Raw genomic sequence first — 15,308 nt, forward strand, 5'->3', positions numbered from 1 at the left:
GGAGGCGGACATGACACTCAAACTCATCGCTTTGGTCGACGGTTCGACCTATTCGGCTTCGGTCTGCGACCATGCCGCATGGATCGCGGGCCGCACCGGTGCTCCCGTGGAACTGCTGCACGTTCTGGGACGCAGGGAAGGCGGCGGCAAGCCAGATCTGTCCGGTGCCATCGCGCTGGGGGCCCGCACCGCCCTGATGGCGGAACTGGCCGAGCTGGATGCACAGCGGTCCAAACTGGTGGCACAGCGGGGCAGGGCGATCCTGGAGGATGCCCAGGCCATCCTCACCCGCGCCGGGGTGGCCGAAATCACCACCCGCCTGCGCCACGGCGACATTGTCGACACCGTGGCAGAGGTCGAGCACGACGCCAGCCTGATCCTGATCGGCAAACGCGGCGAGGCGGCCGATTTCGCCAAGGGCCATCTTGGATCGAACCTCGAACGCATCGTGCGCGCCAGCCACAAGCCGGTGGTTGTGGCCTCGCGCGCCTTCAAACCGGTGCAAAAGGCGCTGGTGGCCTATGATGGCGGTCTTTCGGCGCAAAAAGCGGTCGATCACATCGCCGGCGCGCCGCTGTTCGCCGGTCTGTCGATCACGGTGGCCACAGTGGGCACCCCGTCCGATGCGGTGAAACAGGGGCTGGAGAGTGCAAAAGCCACCCTCCGCACCGCCGGCCTTGCCGCCGAGACCCGTATCGTCGAGGGCCAGCCCGAAAGCGCCTTGGGCAGGCTGGTCGAGGACGAGGGGTTCGACATGCTGGTGATGGGGGCTTACGGCCATTCGCGGATCCGCAGCCTGGTGATCGGCTCCACCACCACCGAAATGCTGCGCTCCTGCAAGGTGCCTGTCGTCTTGGTGCGATAATCCTGCGCTATCCCCGTCCGGGGCCGATACAACAAAGACCATTGGCCCCGCCAATGGTCTTTTTCTTTTTTGGGCGGGCTCCGCCGCTGTCATCAAACCTTCACTGGACCGTTCTGACCATTTCCAATATTCCCGAATTATGGAAATGGATCGCGCCGCCCATGCCTTTGCCACCCTCGGTCATCCCGGTCGCCTCGCGGTGTTCCGGTTGCTGATGCGCTTTGCGCCCCGCGGCGTGCGCCCGACCGAGATTGCGCGCGCGCTTGATCTGCGCCCCAACACGCTGTCGCATCACCTTGCCGATCTCACCGCCTCCGGTCTGGCTTCGGTCGAACGCCGGGGCCGGTCGCTGTTCTATGCCGTGGATCTTGAGACGGCCGAGGGCCTGATCGGCTACCTCGCCCTCGATGTCGGCCGCGGCCGCCCAGACCTTCTTGCCGCTCTCCTGTCCAAGCCCGAGGATATCATGCCCGTCACCGACACCGATTTTGACGTTCTGTTCATCTGCTCGGGCAATTCTGCCCGTTCGATCTTTGCCGAAGTGCTGTTGCGCGATCTGGGCCGCGGCAAGTTTCAGTCCTTTTCGGCCGGCACCCGCCCCAGTTCCGAACCCAACCCCTTCGCGCTCGAGGTGCTCAGGCGCAATGGCCATGATGTCTCCGACCTGCGCGCCAAGCACATCTCAGAGTTTCAGCAGCCCGGCTCCATCGTGATGGATTTTGTCTTTACCGTCTGTGACACGGCCGCAGCCGAGGAATGCCCGCCCTGGCCCGGCCAGCCGATCACGGGCCACTGGGGCCTGCCTGATCCCGCGCGCGCCACCGGCACCGATGCGGAAAAGGCGCTGGTCTTCGCCCAGACCTATGCCGCCCTGCGCCGCCGGATCGCCGCCTTTGTGGATCTGCCCTTCGACCAGCTGAACCGCCTGTCGCTGCAAAACCGGGTCGATGCCATCGACGCCGCCCATCAGGCCGCAGACCAAACCGCACAGAAGGCCTGAACCCATGCCCCGCATCGCTCTCAACGGCCTTGGCCGCATCGGCAAGCTTGCCCTGCGCGATCTGATCGACACCGGGGCCGGTGGCGACATCGTCCTGATCAACGACCCTGTGGGGGATGCAGAACAGCACGCCCTGCTGATGGAATTCGACTCGGTCCATGGCCGTTGGCGCACGCCCGTCGCCTTTGAACCGGATGCGCTGGTGCTCAACGGCCAGCGCATCCGGCTGACCCATGAAAAATCGCTGGATGCCCTGCCGCTGGCAGACATGGGCATCGATCTGGTGATCGATTGCACCGGTGTCTTCAAGACCGCCGCCAAGATTGCCCTCTATTATGCGGCAGGGGTGAAAAAGGTTGTGGTCTCGGCCCCGGTCAAGGATGGCGGCGCGCTGAACCTTGTCTACGGCATCAATCACCATCTCTATGATGGCACCCAGACCCTGATCACCGCCGCCTCCTGCACCACCAACTGCCTGGCCCCCGTGGTCAAGGTGATCCACGAGACGCTTGGCATCAAGCACGGCTCGATCACCACAATCCATGATGTGACCAACACCCAGACCATCGTCGACCGCCCGGCCAAGGACATGCGCCGCGCCCGCTCGGCGCTTTTGAACCTGATCCCCACCACCACCGGGTCGGCCACCGCCATCACGCTGATCTACCCCGAGCTCAAGGGCCGCCTGAACGGCCACGCCGTCCGCGTGCCCCTGCTCAACGGCTCGCTCACCGATTGCGTGTTCGAGGTGGAGCGTCCGACCAGTGCCGAAGAGGTCAACGCCCTCCTGAAGGCCGCCGCCGATGGCCCGCTCAAAGGCATCCTCGGCTACGAATCCCGCGCGCTGGTCTCGTCGGACTTCACCAATGACCGGCGTTCGTCGATCATCGACGCACAATCGACCATGGTCACCGGCGGCACCCAGGTGAAGATCTACGCCTGGTATGACAATGAATGGGGCTACGCCTGCCGCCTTGCCGATATCACCCGCATGGTCGCCACCTCCCTCTGAGAGCCCGTCCTGCCCCCATTATCTGTTCATAAATATCCCGGGGGTCCGGGGGCTGGCCCCCGGTCCGACACCTACCGAAAGCACCCCATGTTCGCGATAAACCCCTTGCGCGCCTATGCCTCTGTCACGGCGGCCTATTGGGCCTTCATGCTGTCAGACGGGGCGCTGCGCATGCTGGTGCTCTTGCACTTCAACGCCCTTGGCTTCTCCCCGGTGCAGCTCGCCTGGCTGTTCCTGCTGTATGAAGTCGCAGGCATCGTGACCAACCTGTGTGCAGGCTGGCTCGCCGCGCGCTTTGGTCTGGCGGCCACGCTCTATGCCGGGCTGGCCTTGCAGATCGGGGCGCTTGTTGCCTTGGCGCAGCTTGATCCGTCATGGACAATTCCCGCCTCGGTGGCCTTTGTCATGGCGGTACAGGGCGTGTCGGGGGTGGCCAAGGATCTGGCCAAGATGTCGTCCAAATCTGCGGTCAAGCTGCTGGCCCCTGCCGCCGATGGTGGGCTGTTCCGCTGGGTGGCAGCGCTGACCGGGTCCAAGAACGCGGTCAAGGGTCTGGGCTTCTTTATCGGCGCCGCCCTTCTGGGCCTCGCCGGGTTTCAGGCGGCGGTCTGGGGCATGGCTTTGGTGCTGGCTGTCATCCTGATCGCGGTGGTGCTGTTCCTGCCCGCCGGTCTGCCGGGCCGGATGAAGGCGGCCGAAGGCTGGGGCGGCTGGCGGTCGAAAGACCCGCGCGTCAACCGGCTGTCTCTTGCCCGGCTGTTTTTGTTCGGCGCGCGGGATGTCTGGTTTGTCGTGGGCATCCCGGTCTATTTTCAGGCGGTGCTGTCAGATGGCACGGCAGAGGGGCGGCGCGAGGCGTTTTTTCTGGTCGGCGGTTTCATGGCGCTGTGGATCATCGCTTACGGCGCGGTGCAGGCCTTTGCGCCGCGCCTTCTGGGCGGCAAGGCGCAGTCCGAGGCGCAGACCACGCAAAAGGCGATCCTTTGGTCTGGCCTGCTGGTGCCCATCCCCTTTGCCCTCGCCGCGCTGGCCTATGCGGCGGGTGAGCCTGCCCCATGGCTCACCGCCACGCTGATCGCGGGGCTTTTGCTGTTCGGCTTTGTCTTTGCCATCAACTCCTCGGTCCATTCCTACCTGATCCTCGCTTTCGGGGCGGCAGAGCGGATCACACGGGATGTGGGGTTTTACTACATGGCCAATGCGGCGGGGCGGCTGACCGGCACCTTGCTGTCGGGGGTCAGCTATCAGCTTGGCGGGCTGCCCTTGTGCCTGGCCACCGCCGGGATGATGGCGCTTGCCAGCTGGCTGGCCGCGCGCAGGCTCAGCCAGCCGTGATGTCGCGCCGCCCCACAGGGCGCAGCGGCGGGGCAGGGGGCAGCAACGCCCGGATATCGGCAAAGGGAAAACGCGGCTCATAGCGAAACGCCTCGGCCCAGTGATCGGGGGGCGCATTGCACTCCCCCGCCCGGAACGCGGCCTGCCGGTTGGCCATCTGCACAAACCGCTCCGGGGACTGACTGGCATGCGCCCGGATCGCCGCCTCCTTCGCCGGCCAATACGGCGTTACCTCCACCCAATGCGTCGGCTGAAATCCGGTGCCGTTCAACGTGTCCATCCACAGCACCGGCACCGAAAACCCTGCTGCCTGCGACGCAGCGGCAGACAAGGCCCGGTGGTCGGCGTGGTAATCATTCGGCGCATGGGTCAGCAGCAGATCAGGCTGCAGCTCTGCCACCAGATCGCGCACCGCGCCCTCCAGCCCGGCATCCGCCCGCAGCGCCCCATCGGCAAATCCCAAAAGCCGTGGCTCGCCCAGGGCTGCGAGCGCCGCCGTCGTTTCTGCCGCCCGGATCTTGCGCAAATTCCCGGCAGGCAAGGCCCCGCCCTTCGCGCCATCGCTCGCCACGGCCAGCACCAGCTCCGCCCCCATCGCCGCCCAGGCGCTCAGGGTGCCAAAGGCAAAGATCTCCAGATCGTCGGGATGCGCGCCGATGGCCAGAATGCGCACCTCAGCCCTCCATCGCCAGAAATTCCAGCACCATCGCCGCCGTCCAGGTAAAGCGTCCGCCGCCCAGCGGTTCCCCGTCCAGCGGATCGTAATATTCGGCAAAGCCACTGCTGCGGATCAGATCAAGGCTGGATGCCGTGATCCTTGCGGCGGCATCCGCCTGTCCCGCCCGCGCCAGACCATCGGCGATCATGTAATTCACCACCAGCCAGACCGGCCCGCGCCAATAGCGCTTGGCATCGAAACGCGGGTCCGAGGGCGGGTGGCTGGCCACGCGGAACGGGGTGCCATGGCCCTCGATCGTGGCGGCAATCGCCGCGGCCCGGGCAGCCGGCACCGCGCAGAAGGCCGCCAGCAACCCGCCCACCGAGGCGCTGTCGATCAGCGCGCCTGTCACCCGGTCACGGCACAGATATTGCCCATGCGCCTCGGACCAGAGGCTTTCCATCGCCGCCAGCCCGCGCGCGGCATAGGCGCGGTTCTCGGCGGCCAGATCCCCGTCGCCCAAGACCTCGGCCAGATCGGCCAGATCGGTGCAGGACCGGATCAGAATGGCATTGAACCCCGGGTCCACAACCTGAAACGGCGAGGCGTCATGCAGCCTTGCCGTGTCCCAGCCCAAGCCGCGGAAATGCTCCACCAGCCACAGATAGCGGTCGTATTGTGCCTGTGTCGGGCGATGCGCCGGATTGGCGTGCTGGGTGTCGCGGCGGGTATAGGGGGTGATCCCTTCGGTCGGCACCCGCTCGAATGCGGCGTCCCAGTCGATGGAATTGTCACGCCCCGATTCCCACGGGTGGATGATCGCCACCAGCCCCTCACCCTTCGGGTCTCGCGTGGCATAAAACCACCGATGCCAGGCCCCGACCCGTGGCAACAGCGCCCGCGCCCGGTCCATCGCCGCCGCCCGGTCGCCGGCCCGGTCGAACAACCGGCGCAGCGCAAAGCCTGCCACCGCTGGCTGCGTAATGCCGGAAGTGGGCACCGGGCGGCCGGTCGCCCAGACATCGGGGCCGGGGAAATAGCCGTCATCATGCTTGTGAAACACGATATGCGGCACCATCCCACAGGGCCATTGATGCGCGAACAGCGTGTCGATCTCGGTCCAGGCGCGGGCCTCGTCGAAATGGCGTTGCCCCAAAGCGGTCAGGCAGGAATCCCAGTTCCACTGGAACGGGTAGAGCCCCTTGGTCGGGACGGTATAGGTGCCACGATCATTCTCGCGCAGGATTTCGATGGCGTTGTCGGTCAGCGTGGTCATGGGGGGTTCTTTCACAAAGCGGTCTGTGTCGCCGGATCAAACCAGCGGATGCGATCGGGGGCAGGGGCGAAATGCAGCAGGTCACCGGGGGCGGGCAGCAGGGTGCTGTCCAGAATGGCGCGGAACGGCTGGCCCGCCACCGAGGCGGTGATCAAGGTATGGGGCCCAAGCGGTTCCACCACCCGCACCTCGGCGGGCAGGCCGGTATCGCCGGGGTGCAGATCCTCGGGACGGATGGCAAATTCCGCCGCCGCCGCCACCGGCCCGTCAAACATCTGCCCCGCGACCTGCCATTTGCCGGGGCCTGCGGGCGTGGCGGCCAGAAAGTTCATCGGCGGATTGCCAATGAAGCTGCCAACAAAGCGCGCGGCGGGGTTGCGGTAGACTTCCACCGGGTTGGCCGCCTGCACGATCCGCCCGCCGTTCATCACGCTGATACGGTCGGCCAAAGACATCGCCTCCACCTGATCATGGGTCACATAGATCGTGGTGGTCTTGCTTTCGGCCAGCACGCCCTTCAGCTCTGCCCGCATCTCAAGGCGCAGCAGCGCATCGAGGTTTGACAAAGGCTCGTCCATCAAGATCACATCCGGCTCCATCGCCAGTGCGCGCGCCACCGCCACCCGCTGGCGCTGCCCGCCCGACAATTCGCCGGAATAGCGCTTCAGCAGCTGTTCGATATGCATCAACTCGGCGGTGCGCGTGACGCGCCGCGTCACCTCGGCCTGATCCATCTTCTTCATCCGCAACCCGAAGGCGATGTTTTCAAACACCGTCAGATGCGGGAACACCGCATAGTTCTGGAACACCATCGCAATGCCCCGCTCGCGCGGGGGCAGATGGTCCACCCGTCGCCCGCCGATCCAGACCTCTCCGGTGGTCGGCGTCTCCAGCCCGGCGATGATGCGCAGCAATGTGGTCTTGCCGCAGCCCGACGCGCCCAGAAGCACCATGAATTCCTGATCGGCAATCGTCAGATCCACCGAATGCAGCGCGGTGAAACTGCCAAATGTCTTGGCGACCTGCTTGATTTCAATAACGGCCATAAGACCCCCTTTAACGATTGGCGATGCCCCACATCGCGAACAGGTATTTGCGCACGGCAAAGATGAAGAACAGCGCCGGCAGCACCAGCGCCGCCCCGCCCGCGAATTTCAGCGGCAGGGGTGACACGTCGAGCGATTGCAGCAAAAACGCCGTCAGCGTGCGGTTTTCCACCGTCAGCACGGCCGCCGCAAAGACCTCGTTCCAGCTGATGACAAAGGCAAACACGGCGGACGCCGCAATCCCCGGCGCCGCCAGCGGCAGGATCACCTTGATGAAGGCCTGCACCCGGTTGCAGCCCAGCGTCCAGGCCGCCTCTTCCAGTTCCAGCGGAATGCCGGAAAACAGCGAATAGGTGATCAGCACCGCAAAGGGCAGCGCCAACGTGGTATGCACCAGCGCCAGCCCCAGAATGGTATCGTCCAGCCCGGTGCGGATGAACATCACCGCCAAAGGCAGCGCCAGAAGCGGCAGCGGAAAGGCCCGCGTCATCACCACCAGAAAGCGGAACAGCTCCTTGCCCGGAAAATCAAACCGCGACAGCGCATAGCCCGCCGGCGCGCCCACCCCGATGGACAGCACCATCGTCACCGCCGCCACCCGCACCGAATTCCACAGCGCGTCGATCACGCCCGAAAACCCGAAAAAGAACGACAGCGACGCAAGATCAAAAGATGGGATGAACCGCTTGGGGAACCCCGTCACCTCGGCGGGCGCCGACAGGGCGTTGACGAACAACAGCCAGATCGGCAGCAGCACCCACAGGATCAGCAGGGCAACCCCTGCCACAAACACACGGTTGCCCGCGCGACGAACGGAAGGGGCGCTCATACCCGTGCTCCTTTCGGGACATGCAGCAGCCGCAGGATCAGGATGGTGAAGGCCACCGACACCGCCAGGATGACCATGGCAAAGGCCGCCGCCACCCCGCGTTCCTGCATCTGGAACTGCCAGTGATAGGTTTCCGACATCAGCACCGGCAGCTGCGTGCCCCCCAGCGCCACGACCACGGCAAAGACTTCAAACGCAAGGATCACCCGCAAAATCAGCGCCGTCTGCAGGCTGGGCCGCAGCATCGGCAGCGTCACCCGCCGGAATTTCTGCCAGCGCGAGGCCCCGAACACATCCGCCGCCTCGCCATATTCCTTGGGGATCAGGCCCATGCCGGCGACAAGGATCACCATCATGATCGCCGTCGCGCGCCAGACCTCGGCCAGCACGATGGCGATAAAGATGATCCAGGTGTTCTGATAGCCCAAGAGCAAGATCGGCTGATCCACCACACCAAGCCCCACCAGAAGGCTGTTCAGGAACCCCGATTGTTCAAACACCGACAGCCAGATCAACCCCGCCGCCAGATCGGAAATGCCTAAGGGGATCGCGAAGATATACAGGATGGTGGACCGCCCGCGTTGCAGCTTGGTCACGATGCTGGCCATGGTCAGCGCCATCGCCAGCTGAATAGGCACCACCACCGCCGTCAGCAGCATGGTGTTCCAGAACGCGGTGCTGAATTTCCAGTGCCCTGCCATGCGGCTGAAATTCTCCAGCGTATAGACCCCGTTCCGCATCACGGAATCATGGGCGACCTGCACAAAGGGAAACAGGAAGAACAGGCACAAAAACGCCGTTGCGGGCAGCAGCAGCAGATAGGGAAGCAGACGCGGCATGGCCTTCGCCCCTTTCGGTCAGGTGGACTAGGTGGGGCGCAGCCACAGCCGCGCCCCGACAGGCTCAGTTTACCGGGCAGGGGCCGTCCGAGGCCGCATCCGGGGCCCAGCACGGGGCATTCGCCTCGACCATCAGCGCGCGCAGCACCTCGGCCTGTTCGTCCAGCACGGTCGGAATATCCTGCCCTGCAAGGATGATGCGCTCAAAGGTGTCGTTGTAGACCTGGTTGAACTGGCCGCCCTTGTCGCCCAACCCCATCGGCAGCAGCGCGGGCAGCGCATCGGGCGCACCCGTCATCGCCGCGATGGCCGGACCCGACGCCTTGACCGAAGCCGGCATGTCATCGGGCAATTCCGTCGCGATCACCGGAAAGAAATTGGTGGCGCGCAGCGTGGCGATCTGGGTTTCGGGCTTCATCATATGCGCGACCAGCGCCATCGACTGCTCCATATCCGGCGCGGTGCGCGGCACCGCAATGCCTGCAACAACCGGCATGAAGGCGCGCCCCTTGGGGCCTGCCGGCGCCGGGAAGGCCACGAAATCATCAGGCCGCTGGTTGAACGCATCGGCGATCCGCGCCACATGGTCAAAGGCGATCCAGACCTCTTCTGTCACCAGCTGTTCCTGCATGAAGCCGTAATTGGTCGCCGCCGGATTGGTGTACTGCCACAAGTCGCGGAAGGTTTCCCAGGCCGTCACCGCCGCGTCCGACCGGAACTCCGTCACCGTCGATCCGGTATAGGCAGGCAGCAGGAAGCCCTGAAAGAACCGGTGCTTCAACCCCTGCGGCCCGGCGGGAAAGCCGAACTTCGGCCCGCCCGTCGCCTCGGCCGTGGCCCGGGCCCAGTCGATCAGCTGATCATAGCTCAACGCGTTGATATCGGCACCTTCGGGCAGGAACTCCAGCGCCTTTCGGTTGGCCACCATCAGATAGGTCGCCTGCATCCACGGGATATACTTCTGCTCATCCGTGCCCAATGCGCCCAGCTCCATCATGGCCGGACCCACCGCCGCCGCATCAATGCCCGACAGATCCACCAGATCCGCGCCCAGCGACGACAGATCCCCGTGCAGCCCCCCCAGCACCGCAATCGTGCCGGACCCGGCCTGCAGCTCGGCCTGCATCCGTGTCAGCCACGGGCCTTCGTCCGAGGGCTGGTAATCCACCCCACCGGGAAAGCTTGCCAACACGTCATCGCGCATCTTCTGGCTTTCCTCGATCGGCTTGGCCTGTGTGGACCAGAACAGCGGTTCGGCCACCACCGGGCCCGCCAGTGCCGATACCGTTGCAGCCATCGCCGTCATGCGCCATTTCGTAAGCGTTTTCATGGTCGTCCTCCCTGTTGCATCGTTCTTGTGGTCGTCCTGTGCGCCGGAGCCGGCCCGTGGCTGGCGCGCAGCACCAGCTTTGGCGGGATCAGCAAGGAGCGGCACTCCGCGTCCGGCTCCTTGATCCGCGCGATCAGCATCCGGCCGGTCTCGCGCGCAGAAGAATAGGTGTCACTGTCAAAGGTGGTCAGCCCGGGCCGTGCCATGGCCGCCGAGCTGATGTTGTCATAACCGGTGACGCTCAGATCATCGGGCACCGACAGCGACAGGCTTTCCGCCACCTGCAACACCGTCAGCGCCAGCGAGTCGAACAAGGCGATCACCGCCGTGGGCCGTGGCCTCCGCAGCAGCAGATCCTGAACCACCTGCTGCCGCCGGGCCGGGTCGTAGCGCGGCGCGGTGGCATAGGTCAGCGTCACCTCCGGATCGGCCCGACGCTCTATCGCCTGCACGACACCTTGGGTCCGGTGATGGCGAAAGGTCATCGGCTCATCAATCGTCAGCAAGGCAAAGCGCCGGTGTCCCAGCGCATAGAGCAGATCAAACGCTGCGCCAAAAGCCGCCGTGCCATCGGTGTCGACCCAGTTATAGGAGAAGGCGTCGGACAGCACCCGCCCGTGTGTGACAAAAGGAAAGCCCGTCGACATCAGATAATCGACGCGCGGGTCCACCTCCGACGTGCGGCCCAGAACCAACCCGTCGGCCCGGCGTGAGGTCACGATATTGCGGATCACCGACAGCTCTGACTGGCCTTGCGGGATTGCCGCCAGAAACATGTCTACACCGCCTTCGGCCAGACCTTGCCCCAGACCCTGAATGTAATCGCCCAGATAACTGTCTTCGCGGCCATAGCCGGGGTCGGTCAGCACCAGCCCGGCAAAGCCCGAACTGCGCCCGCCCACCAGCGACTGCGCCGCGCGGTTGGGCGCATACCCCAACTCTTCGGCGGACGCCTGAACCCGCGCCCGGGTGGCTTCGGGGATACGCGCATGTCCGGCCAAGGCACGCGACACGGTCGAGGCCGACAGCCCCAACGCCCGCGCGATATCCTTGATCGTCGCCATGCCAAGCCCCCTCCCAGTTGCTTATCGCAGAAAGTCTAGCAGCAGAATCGCGTCTGCGCAAACGTTTGCGCAAGATTTTTTTGGCCAATGAAACGGCAAGGGAAGGCCCTCCGAAAAGGGCCGGTGCGCGGGGGGGGATATTGAAGGGCGCTTGTGCCGACAGGCCCGCCCCTGTCCCGGGGCGGGGGATGGCGGCCGCGCCGGCACGTCATAGGGCAAGGCGGGCAGCAGCGGGCTATGTCGCCGCGGGAACCTGTCAGGCAACCGCCGGGCTCATGCCGCCCGGCCAGACCCTTTGATGCAAGACAAGATCATCCGCTGCACCCGAGCAAAAGCCCTCGTGCCAGAACGGCGGCTTTAAACCAGCCGCTCCACCTCTTTGGCGGCGCGCACAAAATCGGCGAACAGCGGATGGGGGGAGAAGGGCTTTGACTTCAGCTCCGGGTGGAACTGGACCCCGATAAACCACGGATGGTCTTTGACCTCGACGATCTCGGGCAGCTTGCCATCGGGTGACATGCCCGAAAAGGTCAGGCCACAGGCTTCCAGCTGCTCCCGATACTTGACGTCAACCTCATAGCGGTGGCGGTGCCGTTCCTCGATCACCGTGCCACCATAGACCTCGGCCACGCGGCTGCCGACCTTCAGATTGGCGGTATAGGCCCCCAGCCGCATGGTGCCGCCCTTGGCATCATCCGCCTTGCGCCGCACCGTATGGTTGCCCTGCACCCATTCCTTCAGATGATACACCACCGGGGTAAAGCGCTTCGCCTTGGCCTCATGGTCGAATTCTTCTGATCCGGCATTGGGCAGGCCCGCCAGATTGCGCGCCGATTCAATCACCGCCATCTGCATGCCAAGACAGATGCCCAGATAGGGAATCTTGCGCTCGCGCGCGAATTGCGCCGCCTTGATCTTGCCTTCGGTCCCCCGCTCGCCAAAGCCGCCCGGCACCAGAATGGCGTGGAAATCCTGCAAATAGGGGGCGGGGTCCTCATGCTCGAAGATCTCGGCGTCGATCCATTCCGCCTTGACCCGCGTGCGGTTCGCCATGCCGCCATGGGTCAGCGCCTCGGCAATCGACTTATAGGCGTCTTCCAGCTGGGTATACTTGCCGACAATCGCCACCCGCACCATGCCTTCGGCATTGGTCAGCCGGTCCATCACATCTTCCCAGCGGGTCAGGTTCGGCTTGGGCGCGGGCGAAATGCCGAACGCATCCAGCACCGCCTGATCAAGCCCGGCCCGGTGATAGGCCAGCGGGGCCTCGTAGATCGTTTTCAGGTCATAGGCCGGGATCACATGCTCTTTGCGCACGTTGCAGAACAGCGCAATCTTTTCGCGCTCCTTGTCGGGAATCGGGTGTTCCGACCGGCAGACCAGCACATCGGGGGCCAGACCGATGCTCTGCAATTCCTTGACCGAATGCTGCGTCGGCTTGGTCTTCAACTCGCCGCTGGCCGCCAGATAGGGCAGCAGCGTCAGGTGCATCAGGATCGACTGGCCTCTGGGCCGTTCATGAATGAACTGGCGGATGGCTTCAAAGAACGGCAGCCCTTCGATATCGCCGACCGTGCCGCCGATCTCGCACAGCATGAAATCCACCTCATCCGCGCCGATGCGCAGGAAATCCTTGATCTCATTGGTGACATGGGGAATGACCTGAATGGTCTTGCCCAGATAATCGCCGCGCCGTTCCTTCTCCAGCACGTTGGAATAGATCCGGCCCGAGGAAATCGAGTCGGTCGCCCGGGCATGCACGCCGGTAAACCGTTCGTAATGGCCAAGGTCCAGATCGGTTTCGGCCCCGTCATCGGTGACAAACACCTCACCATGTTCAAACGGTGACATCGTTCCGGGATCGACGTTCAGATAGGGGTCCAGCTTGCGCAGGCGCACCGTGTAGCCCCGCGCCTGCAACAGCGCCCCAAGCGCGGCAGATGCCAGACCCTTGCCAAGCGATGACACAACGCCGCCAGTGATGAAAATATAGCGTGCCATGTGCGGCCCCCGTGTTGTTCTTCGCTGTAATTCGTTGCGATTCGATGAATGGGAATCGCAGCACCACGGGACCAAAGCCTTATCCTAGCCAACAGTCCTTTGCAACAGCACCGCTAGATGCTGTTTTGTCAGGTCGGCCTGCGACAAGAGATGGTGGTATCAGTTGTCGGCGCGGGGCGGGGCCAGCGGCGCATCGGTCGGGGCAGGGGGCAGCAGGTCACTGCCGCTTGGGACCACCGGCACATCAGGCCGCGCCGAAGGCGCACCGATCTGATCCACCACCGAATTCGATCCCGCCTGTCGCGCGGCCAGCACCGTCAGGGTGATCGAGGTGCAGATGAACAGAATGGCCAGAATCCAGGTCACCTTGCCAAGCGCGGTTGCCGCAGCCCGGCCCGACATCGCGCCACCGCCGCCACCACCCATGCCAAGGCCGCCACCTTCGGACCTTTGCAGCAGGACCACGCCCACCAACAGGAGGGCGAGGACAAGGTGGATGGCAAGAATGACGTTTTCCATGGGCGTTCCCGAAGCTGACGCGCCTATCTAGGCTGATGGGGGGCGGCGCGCAACCCCTTGACGGTCGGTGCAGGCGGAACGCCCGATGCCGCCCCCTCCTGCGGCGAGGCTGGCTGAAAATGCTCCGCCCACCCAGGCATGGGCATTTCCCTGTTTCCCTGCGCGGGCCTTCCGTCTATAGCACAGACGGTTTTGGAACCGAGGAGATCAGCATGGCCAATGTGGTTGTCGTGGGCGCCCAATGGGGCGACGAGGGCAAGGGCAAGATTGTGGACTGGCTGTCCGAACGCGCCGACATCGTCGCGCGCTTTCAGGGCGGGCACAATGCGGGCCATACGCTGGTCATTGATGGCAAGGTCTACAAGCTGTCCTTGCTGCCCTCGGGCATCGTGCGCGGCGGCAAGCTGAGCGTCATCGGCAATGGCGTGGTGCTCGACCCCTGGCATCTGGTGACGGAAATCGCCAAGCTGCGCGATCAGGGCGTCGATATCTCGCCCGAAAACCTGCTGGTGGCCGAGAATGCGCCGCTGATCCTGCCGCTGCATGGCGAGCTGGACCGCGCCCGCGAAGGCTCGGTCGGGGTGGCCAAGATCGGCACCACCGGGCGCGGCATTGGCCCCGCCTATGAGGATAAAGTGGGTCGTCGCGCCATCCGCGTGGCCGATCTGGCCGATGCGGCCACGCTGGAGCTGCGGGTGGACCGCTTGCTGGCCCATCACGACGCCCTGCGCCGTGGTCTGGGGATGGAGCCGGTGGACCGCGCCGCCCTGATTGCCCTTCTGCACGAGATTGCGCCGCAGGTGCTGCCCTATGCCGCCCCGGTCTGGAAGGTGATGAACGAGTCGCGCCGCGCCGGAAAGCGCATCCTGTTTGAGGGCGCACAGGGCGCCCTTCTGGACATCGACTTCGGCACCTATCCCTTTGTCACCTCGTCCAACGTGATTGCGGGGCAGGCGGCCACCGGCGTGGGCCTTGGCCCCACCGCCATCGATTTCGTGCTGGGCATCGTCAAGGCCTATACCACCCGCGTCGGCGAAGGCCCGTTCCCGGCGGAACTGTTTGATGCCGACGGCGAACGTCTGGGCGAGCGCGGCCATGAATTCGGCACCGTCACCGGGCGCAAGCGCCGCTGTGGCTGGTTCGATGCGGTCCTGGTCCGCCAGACCTGCGCCACCTCCGGCGTCTCTGGCATCGCGCTGACCAAGCTCGATGTGCTTGACGGGTTCAAGACGCTGAAGATCTGTGTCGGCTATGATCTTGACGGCACACGGCTCGATTATCTGCCGACCGCCGCCGATCAGCAGGCGCGCTGCACCCCGATCTATGAAGAAATGGAAGGCTGGTCCGAGTCGACCGCCGGGGCACGGTCTTGGGCGCAGCTCCCCGGTGCCGCAATCAAATACGTGCGGCGGATCGAGGAATTGATCCAGTGCCCGGTCGCGCTACTCTCTACCTCGCCCGAGCGGGATGACACCATTCTGGTGACCGATCCCTTCGCAGACTGACGGGCGGCTCTGAACCGGATGAGGATGGC

Annotated in this window: 14 protein-coding genes; 5 read left to right on the forward strand and 9 right to left on the reverse strand. The window is 64.6% G+C overall.

The genetic code is table 11. From position 1 onward, the window contains the following. Positions 1–10: 10 nt before the first annotated feature. From CXR43_RS05085 to arsJ, 4 genes are all read left to right on the forward strand, one after another. Positions 11–865 carry a universal stress protein gene (locus CXR43_RS05085; protein ID WP_103332991.1) on the forward strand — a complete coding sequence of 285 codons (855 nt, stop codon included), beginning with the start codon at positions 11–13 and terminating at the stop codon, positions 863–865. 139 nt (positions 866–1,004) lie between these two features. Continuing rightward, on the forward strand, positions 1,005–1,865 hold the full coding sequence (locus tag CXR43_RS05090) for an arsenate reductase/protein-tyrosine-phosphatase family protein (protein ID WP_103332992.1): 861 nt from the start codon (positions 1,005–1,007) through the stop codon (positions 1,863–1,865). Between the two features lie 4 nt (positions 1,866–1,869). Next, positions 1,870–2,877 carry an ArsJ-associated glyceraldehyde-3-phosphate dehydrogenase gene (locus CXR43_RS05095; protein WP_103332993.1) on the forward strand — a complete coding sequence of 336 codons (1,008 nt, stop codon included), beginning with the start codon at positions 1,870–1,872 and terminating at the stop codon, positions 2,875–2,877. An 87-nt stretch (positions 2,878–2,964) separates the two neighbouring features. Next, positions 2,965–4,212: an organoarsenical effux MFS transporter ArsJ gene (gene arsJ, locus CXR43_RS05100; protein ID WP_103332994.1), complete on the forward strand. Its 1,248-nt coding sequence runs from the start codon at positions 2,965–2,967 to the stop codon at positions 4,210–4,212. Here the strand turns inward: arsJ and CXR43_RS05105 are convergent. From CXR43_RS05105 to secG, 9 genes are all read right to left on the reverse strand, one after another. Next, positions 4,199–4,885 (reverse strand): PIG-L deacetylase family protein, encoded by a 687-nt coding sequence (locus CXR43_RS05105; protein ID WP_103332995.1) that lies wholly within the window; start codon positions 4,883–4,885, stop codon positions 4,199–4,201. The genes arsJ and CXR43_RS05105 overlap by 14 nt on opposite strands. A 1-nt stretch (position 4,886) precedes the next feature. Further along, positions 4,887–6,146, reverse strand: coding sequence for an MGH1-like glycoside hydrolase domain-containing protein (locus CXR43_RS05110; protein WP_103332996.1), 1,260 nt, complete (start codon positions 6,144–6,146; stop codon positions 4,887–4,889). Positions 6,147–6,157: 11 nt separating this feature from the next. Continuing rightward, the gene (locus tag CXR43_RS05115) at positions 6,158–7,192 is read right to left on the reverse strand and encodes an ABC transporter ATP-binding protein (RefSeq protein ID WP_103332997.1); all 1,035 of its coding nucleotides are present in this window, start codon (positions 7,190–7,192) and stop codon (positions 6,158–6,160) included. Between the two features lie 10 nt (positions 7,193–7,202). Next, complete coding sequence (locus CXR43_RS05120) at positions 7,203–8,021, reverse strand: carbohydrate ABC transporter permease (protein ID WP_103332998.1); 819 nt, start codon at positions 8,019–8,021, stop codon at positions 7,203–7,205. Further along, positions 8,018–8,860, reverse strand: a complete 843-nt coding sequence (locus CXR43_RS05125) for a carbohydrate ABC transporter permease (protein ID WP_103332999.1) — start codon at positions 8,858–8,860, stop codon at positions 8,018–8,020. Before CXR43_RS05125 ends, CXR43_RS05120 begins: the two co-directional genes overlap by 4 nt. A 64-nt stretch (positions 8,861–8,924) precedes the next feature. Beyond that, complete coding sequence (locus tag CXR43_RS05130; RefSeq protein ID WP_246831286.1) at positions 8,925–10,190, reverse strand: ABC transporter substrate-binding protein; 1,266 nt, start codon at positions 10,188–10,190, stop codon at positions 8,925–8,927. Further along, positions 10,187–11,254 carry a LacI family DNA-binding transcriptional regulator gene (locus tag CXR43_RS05135; protein ID WP_103333000.1) on the reverse strand — a complete coding sequence of 356 codons (1,068 nt, stop codon included), beginning with the start codon at positions 11,252–11,254 and terminating at the stop codon, positions 10,187–10,189. Before CXR43_RS05135 ends, CXR43_RS05130 begins: the two co-directional genes overlap by 4 nt. Positions 11,255–11,611: 357 nt before the next feature. Beyond that, positions 11,612–13,255 (reverse strand): CTP synthase, encoded by a 1,644-nt coding sequence (pyrG, locus tag CXR43_RS05140; protein WP_103333001.1) that lies wholly within the window; start codon positions 13,253–13,255, stop codon positions 11,612–11,614. A gap of 159 nt (positions 13,256–13,414) precedes the next feature. Beyond that, entirely contained in the window at positions 13,415–13,774 is a 360-nt protein-coding gene (gene secG / locus CXR43_RS05145) for a preprotein translocase subunit SecG (protein ID WP_103333002.1), read from the reverse strand. Between the two features lie 212 nt (positions 13,775–13,986). Between secG and CXR43_RS05150 the strand changes: the two genes are divergently transcribed. Then, positions 13,987–15,279 carry an adenylosuccinate synthase gene (locus tag CXR43_RS05150; protein ID WP_103333003.1) on the forward strand — a complete coding sequence of 431 codons (1,293 nt, stop codon included), beginning with the start codon at positions 13,987–13,989 and terminating at the stop codon, positions 15,277–15,279. Positions 15,280–15,308 lie beyond the last annotated feature (29 nt).

The sequence above is a fragment of the Pseudotabrizicola formosa genome (assembly GCF_002900965.1).
GTDB classification, from domain to species: Bacteria; Pseudomonadota; Alphaproteobacteria; order Rhodobacterales; family Rhodobacteraceae; genus Pseudotabrizicola; species Pseudotabrizicola formosa.